The sequence below is a fragment of the uncultured Rothia sp. genome (assembly GCF_937976295.1).
Lineage (GTDB): Bacteria > Actinomycetota > Actinomycetes > Actinomycetales > Micrococcaceae > Rothia.
Map to the genome: position 1 here is coordinate 1 of NZ_CALJRY010000262.1, position 5860 is coordinate 5860.

Sequence of the window (5860 nt, forward strand, 5' to 3'; positions counted from 1 at the left end):
CGCTGAGAGCTGACGGTCATCACCCATCACGCGTACTAGCGCGCCGCGCTCACGAGCGATGTGTACCAGCGCGTCAAAGTCACGGGTGGATACCATGCCGGCTTCGTCGATGAGGAGCACGTCACCGGGGCCGATACTCAGCGGTCCCGCTTTCGCCCCATCCGTATTCGCAGCCAGGACCTTTGCCACGGTATCGGCGCCGATACCTAGCTCATCGCTCAGGACCTTCGCCGCTGCAGCGGTCGGTGCCATACCGATAACGCGGCCGCCGGCAGCTTGGATTGTCTCCACGGCAAGAGAGACAGAGGCGGTCTTACCGGCTCCAGCGGCACCAATACCCGCTACGAGTAGACGGTCTGATAGAGCGAACTCGCGCGCCAACGCTTCCTGGCCAGCCGGAAGGGAGAACCCCTTTTCCGCCAACTGTTCGCGGCGCTCAGCAACCTTCTGCTCAAACACGTCAGCCGTCGCTGCAGGGAGCACAGGCGTGGTTGCCGCATCCAGGATCCGCAGCTCAGCGTCTACCATCTTCTGCGTCGTCAACAACTCAGAATCACGACGTACAAAGCTGCTGGTGCCATCTGCTCGCAGGAACTGAGGCGCTACCAGACGCTTATTCTCACCGCTCAGACGCAGAACCTGCTCATCGAGGGCACGGTAAATAGCACCGCTGATACTCTCATCGGTGCTCTGATGACCTTTACTATCAGGGCTGACAGGAAGACCCACCTCACGCAGATAACGAATCGTCTCAGCCTCAACATGGGAGCGGCGGAACACGGCCCGTGTGGCAGTCACCCGGTCAAGAATCTGCTGCGCATGCTCTTCCGGGGTGCGAGAAAGGAACTCAGCCTGCACCTGCTCACGCTTGGTGCGGGCCTGCTCACTTGCGGCTTGAAGGTGCTCCCGAAGCTCCGATTCGGTCGGAATAATGACCTCACCGGAAACGGACTGCGCCTGCGATACCCACTGCTCATGAAGATCTTTCAGGCTCTTCGCCTCACCCTTCTGCGGGCGAGTAGCCAAGGTCGCCTGCTGTGCAAGCTCCAGCAGCGCTTTACGTCCTGGCGCATGCCCATGACGCTCCACATACTCGCTTGTTAGGCGCTCTAACTCAGCAGAAATCTCAGAACGACGGGCGCTGAAATGCTCAATCATGGACCGGTCAATACCGGCAATTTCCATCACCGGTGACGTACCGCCCTTAGAGGAATCAGGCACACACACTAGGCCCAGCTCAGACTCCAGGTACTCCGCTAGTTTCGCGTTATACAGCTCAGATGCTGCTACGTTCCACTGATATAACGTGCGTCCGTCAATAGCGGACCACTGCCCATCTGCGCCTTTCACTCGGTTAGAAATCACCAGGTGATCGTGCAGATTCGGGTCTCCTGAACGCGAGTCCCAGTGCCTGAACTTGGTGGCAATCAGACCGTCTTCAATGTCAATCTGACGGACGCCGTTACGGCCACGACGGGTCATGACTACCTGGTCTTCTAGGAACTTTACGACGTCTCCAATGGCTGCTTCATGCGCTTTCTGCACACCCTCGCGGAGGGTTTCATCGCCTAGACCCCAGGCCAAGGACACGCTCTTTGGCGGCGTGAAAACCATGTCGAATCCGGCTACAGAGTTGCTTTGTGGCTTGGATTCACGGGCGATAAAGGAAACCAGTTGCTTATCGGTGGGTTCTACACCGTGCTGTTCACGGTACATGACAGCGCCCACACGGTGACGGATTTCTTTCATCTCTTCAGCGGTCGGGTCGGTGTGCTTGGTGTCGCGGAAGCGGCGGACTTCCTCCTGAACTGCGCGGGTGAATTCGGTGGAGCCGTCACGCTGTGCGTGCAGGTTTGGGGCGACGTTCTGTTGAAAGTGCTCATCAATGGCACGCTGTGCTGCGTATTTTGCTTCGGTTGCTTCGTGCTCGAGAAGGCGGTAGTTTGCCATGAATTCGGCGCGGTCTGGGCGCTGAGTTTCAGGGTTCTTGAGGTATTCACCCTTGGTCACGGTGTAGCCTGCTGCACGGTAGCGTGCCAAGTACTTTGAAACCATCATCTGCGACGGGACACGACCATAAAGGTGCTCCAAATCGGAACAAATTTCCTGCTGAGTCTTGCCCTCACGGGTACCCTCAATAATCAGATAAGCACGCTCAGCAGCCCGCTGATGCACTTTCTCCCACGCCTCAGAACGTACAGCATCGTACATCTCAGGGGTGGACTGCTGAAGCAGACTCGTCACCTCATCAGTATCTAAAGGGGTGAACTTGTGCCCAAAAAGCACGTCCATCTGAGCCTCAGAAACGTTCCCCTCAAGACCCAATTCAGCAGCACCAGCACCGACCCACTGACCCGGAGGCATACCCTCCACGGTGTAATAATCGCCCAACTCACGGTCACTAGAGCGCAGAACATCACCGGTCGCTACCTCATGCGTGTAGTACCGGTAGCCCTCTCCAGCGGTGAGCTTATGGACGGTCAGCATACCTTCATTCTACCCTTGAACCTTATTGAGAACAACTCAAAATAAAACCCTGGCTTATTTGATGCATGAGGTGTGACAAAAAGTAAGCGAAGCGTTCAGCTCCTCAGCGTGCGAGGAACGAGCACACCTTGGAGGAAGCTGCTGAACGAGACGCGGTTTTGTCCGACACGGGGTGTGTCGCGCTCATCCACAGGCGGCGCCAGTGTGCATGATGAGCCCTGCCTCTCTTGGAGGGAGCGAAGCGGAAGGAAAGAGAGCAGGGATCATCATGCATTCTAGGCAGCGAAGGGGTGGGAAGACGCGCACACCTCGTGTGTCAGGAACGGGGTATGAGAAGGGAGCGAAGCGGAATGAATCATGCGTCCGGTGCTGTCCACAGGTGGGTGCAGGTGACCGGCTGATGCGTGCCAACTGTGGGAGAGCGAAACCGGCGGCTGCGCCGCCGGTTTTCCCGTCACCGGTGACGGGAAAAGTCGCGCGCCTTATCCCTTAGCCTGTAGTATTTATAGTGACAAATGCAATGAACGGCCCCTAATAGTTCATGAGCATCATTGAGAACAGACGCCCCGAACCTCAGTTGAGGTTCGGGGCGTCTGTTGCTGTGTGGGCACTAGGGGGTAGTGAATGGGTTGCCGTGACCTGGCCTGCTGAAAAATTGAGAGCTTCAAGGTTAAACTAGAGACTAAAGAAATACCCTTCCCCTCCTTTAGGACGAAAGGACACCCTGATGACTCGATCGCCTCGTAGCGCGGCTGCACGCCGCGCCCGTGAGAACGCCGCCGCCTTCGCAGAGCGTGAAGCGAAACTGCTGACCTTGGCTGAAAAATTCTTCGCTCTGGAAGCTGATAGCCCGGCGGCAAAACTGGAAGCCGACATCAAGGCACAGGAGAAGAAGCTCGCCGCTCTACGTGAGAAGCTTGCATCCGCCCGTGTAGAAACTCAGCAGCACCTCGCCGCGCCGGTCGCCGAAATGAAGACATTGAAGGTTTCTACCGATGAAATCGCGGCGCGCCTCGGCCTCACCCGCTCTGAGGTGAACGCGCTGCTGCGCGCCGCCGCTGCCAAGGCTGACACTGAATCTGAAGGCGAGTAACGCTCGTGGGCACCGCATACCAAGGCAATCAGAAAAGAAGCCTGAAACCTTACGTGCACCGTAGCAAGCGCCGCGGCACCAACGAACGCCAAGGCGTCGACATCCGTGACGTCCCTAAAGTCCAGCCCGGCAATTATTCGCTCTTCCTGCTGCTGAATCAGGCGTTATCCTACCGCTTCTCCCCCACCGGTGAGAACGGCGAGCCCATCACCGAATGGGTGCAGACCGAACCCCGCAGCACCTTGCGCCTGGTTGCTGGAACCATCCAGCCCACCGGCGCAGATGAGCCCCGCCGGATTCTACCCACCGGCAAGTACGCACGCGCCGCGTTCCTGTGGCTTATGCTCGCTACCGCGAAGCATCAGTCACCGAAATTCTCTACCGAATCATTCCTAGATTTCCTCTATAAGTTTTACTCCCCTGGCACCGCGAAGTTCACCCCGGAGCAAGAAGCTGAAGCCATTGAACAGCTCCACGCCCTGCTCGCCGTGCAGGTTGAAGCTGTCCTGACTGGCCCGACCCCTGACGGGAACCTAGTCAAGAAAACCTACCGCTTCGCTCTATCGTCAAGCGCCGATTGGGTCTACTCGTCCTCTGGTGCACCGCTGCTGACTGAATCAACCATCGTTCTAGCGCAGCCCTTCTACAATCACCTGGCCACCTTCTTTGTGGTCACCGGAACCGGACCCGCACTCATTCAACTCGCGGAAAAAACACAGTCGCCGTTCACCCTGGACGCGCTCATCTGGGTCTCACATTTCACCTACCAGGCACGCCTCGCTCAGCGGTCTATCGGCCCGGTGAGCTGGGACCAGCTGCGCGAAATGTTCGCACCCGATCAAACGGATACTCGCTTCTTGAAGCGCACAAAGGCATCAGCATTTGAGCTGGCCAAGCTCGATAAGTTGATGATGCTTTCAGCCGAAATCATGGAAGGTCCTGTGCACGGGCTCATCTTCCACCCCGTGCCCTGCGACGCATTCCATAAGAGCATCATTGATAGCCGCTAAAGCAACAACAAAGAGGGGGTCTAATACACCAGGTGTATTAGACCCCCTCTTAACGTGTTTAGAAAAGCTGCGTCTGCCCCTCCATCACCATTCCGCGGCCTAGCCGGTCTACGGCGTCTTGATCGTACCCGTGGGCTAGGGTGAGCTCGCGTAACGCTCTAGAATCTGCGGCACGCTCGGCTCGACTGCGGCGAAGAAAAGCGAGGCCGTGCAAGTTGTCACGCCCGCGCGCCGCGCGTTCTCTCATGTTCTCAGAGTGATCGCCAAGGAAGAGGTGAGAATCTGAACCGATTTCGGCACGTACGCAGAGCGGGTTATCGCATAGATGAGTGACCATCTCCGCGGCTTCTACCTCGTCGCTGCCGAAGATAAAGGCGGCGGCGTATCGGTGGGCGCGCCACATTTTTTCGCCTGTCTCTGATTCGGGGTCTTTGACCCAGAACCTGCCGTAGCCGTCAGCGCCGATAGCTCCAACCCATACCCAGCAGGCGCCGGGCGTCTCGCCCTTGACGACCTTGTCCCAGAAGCGGCGGGTCTCTTCGCTCTGGCTAGTCTGCATCGGTGTACTCCGCGCCTGCGTATTTACCGATACGGTCAAGCACTGCATAGACGGTGTGGCGGCTACAGCCCATCTTGCGGGCGATAGCCATTTTGGGAACACCCATAGCCGCCAGCTGGCGCACTTCGCGCGCCTGCTCAGGGTTGAGCTTTGGGGCGCGGTCGTATTTGCCGGCTGCCCTGGCTATCGCGATACCTTCAGCCTGACGCTCTCTAATAATGGAGCGCTCCAGCTGTGCAACGGCGGCGAGAATCGTCAGCATGAACTCGCCCTGCGGCGTGTCGGTGTTCAGGGCGGGGTTGTCGAGGAATTCGACGTGTACGCCGCGGTCTTTGAGGCTCTGGACGGTATCGAGTAGGTCGCGGGTGGAGCGGGCGAGGCGGTCGGCGCTGGTTACCTGCAAGACGTCACCTTCGCGAAGGTATCGCATCATTTCTTGGAATTGGGGGCGGTTGCTGGTCTTGGCTGCGCTGACCTTCTCGATAAAGATTTTGTCGCACTCGACCTCGAGTGCTTCAAGTTGCCGCGCGATATTTTGGTCTACTGATGAGACGCGGGCGTACCCGACAATCTGACCGATAAATTCATCGCTGGATTGACTCATAACATCCAATTCCCCCTAGGTTTGCCTGTCAGGGTCAATTTTACCGGTTGACTACTTTATTACACAACCTGTCTTTGAAGCTGAAAAAATTGAGCAATTAGCAGAAT

At 57.5% G+C, this 5860-nt stretch carries 5 protein-coding genes; 2 read left to right on the plus strand and 3 right to left on the minus strand.

Annotation, left to right across the window (positions count from 1 at the left end; all coding sequences use genetic code 11):
* Positions 1 to 2487: MobF family relaxase (gene mobF, locus Q0216_RS07020; protein WP_298594044.1), on the minus strand; the 2487-nt coding region annotated here is incomplete at its 3' end.
* A gap of 727 nt (positions 2488 to 3214) precedes the next feature.
* Here mobF and Q0216_RS07025 point away from each other — a divergent pair.
* Positions 3215 to 3580 (plus strand): hypothetical protein, encoded by a 366-nt coding sequence (locus Q0216_RS07025; RefSeq protein WP_298594046.1) that lies wholly within the window; start codon positions 3215 to 3217, stop codon positions 3578 to 3580.
* A gap of 5 nt (positions 3581 to 3585) precedes the next feature.
* Positions 3586 to 4590 carry a hypothetical protein gene (locus Q0216_RS07030; RefSeq protein WP_298594048.1) on the plus strand — a complete coding sequence of 335 codons (1005 nt, stop codon included), beginning with the start codon at positions 3586 to 3588 and terminating at the stop codon, positions 4588 to 4590.
* A gap of 58 nt (positions 4591 to 4648) precedes the next feature.
* Here the strand turns inward: Q0216_RS07030 and Q0216_RS07035 are convergent, their stop codons facing one another.
* Together Q0216_RS07035 and Q0216_RS07040 are read right to left on the minus strand one after the other, a co-directional pair.
* Positions 4649 to 5149 carry an HNH endonuclease gene (locus tag Q0216_RS07035; RefSeq protein WP_298594050.1) on the minus strand — a complete coding sequence of 167 codons (501 nt, stop codon included), beginning with the start codon at positions 5147 to 5149 and terminating at the stop codon, positions 4649 to 4651.
* Positions 5139 to 5753 carry a recombinase family protein gene (locus Q0216_RS07040; protein WP_298594052.1) on the minus strand — a complete coding sequence of 205 codons (615 nt, stop codon included), beginning with the start codon at positions 5751 to 5753 and terminating at the stop codon, positions 5139 to 5141. The genes Q0216_RS07035 and Q0216_RS07040 overlap by 11 nt, the downstream gene beginning before the upstream one ends.
* Positions 5754 to 5860: the final 107 nt, after the last annotated feature.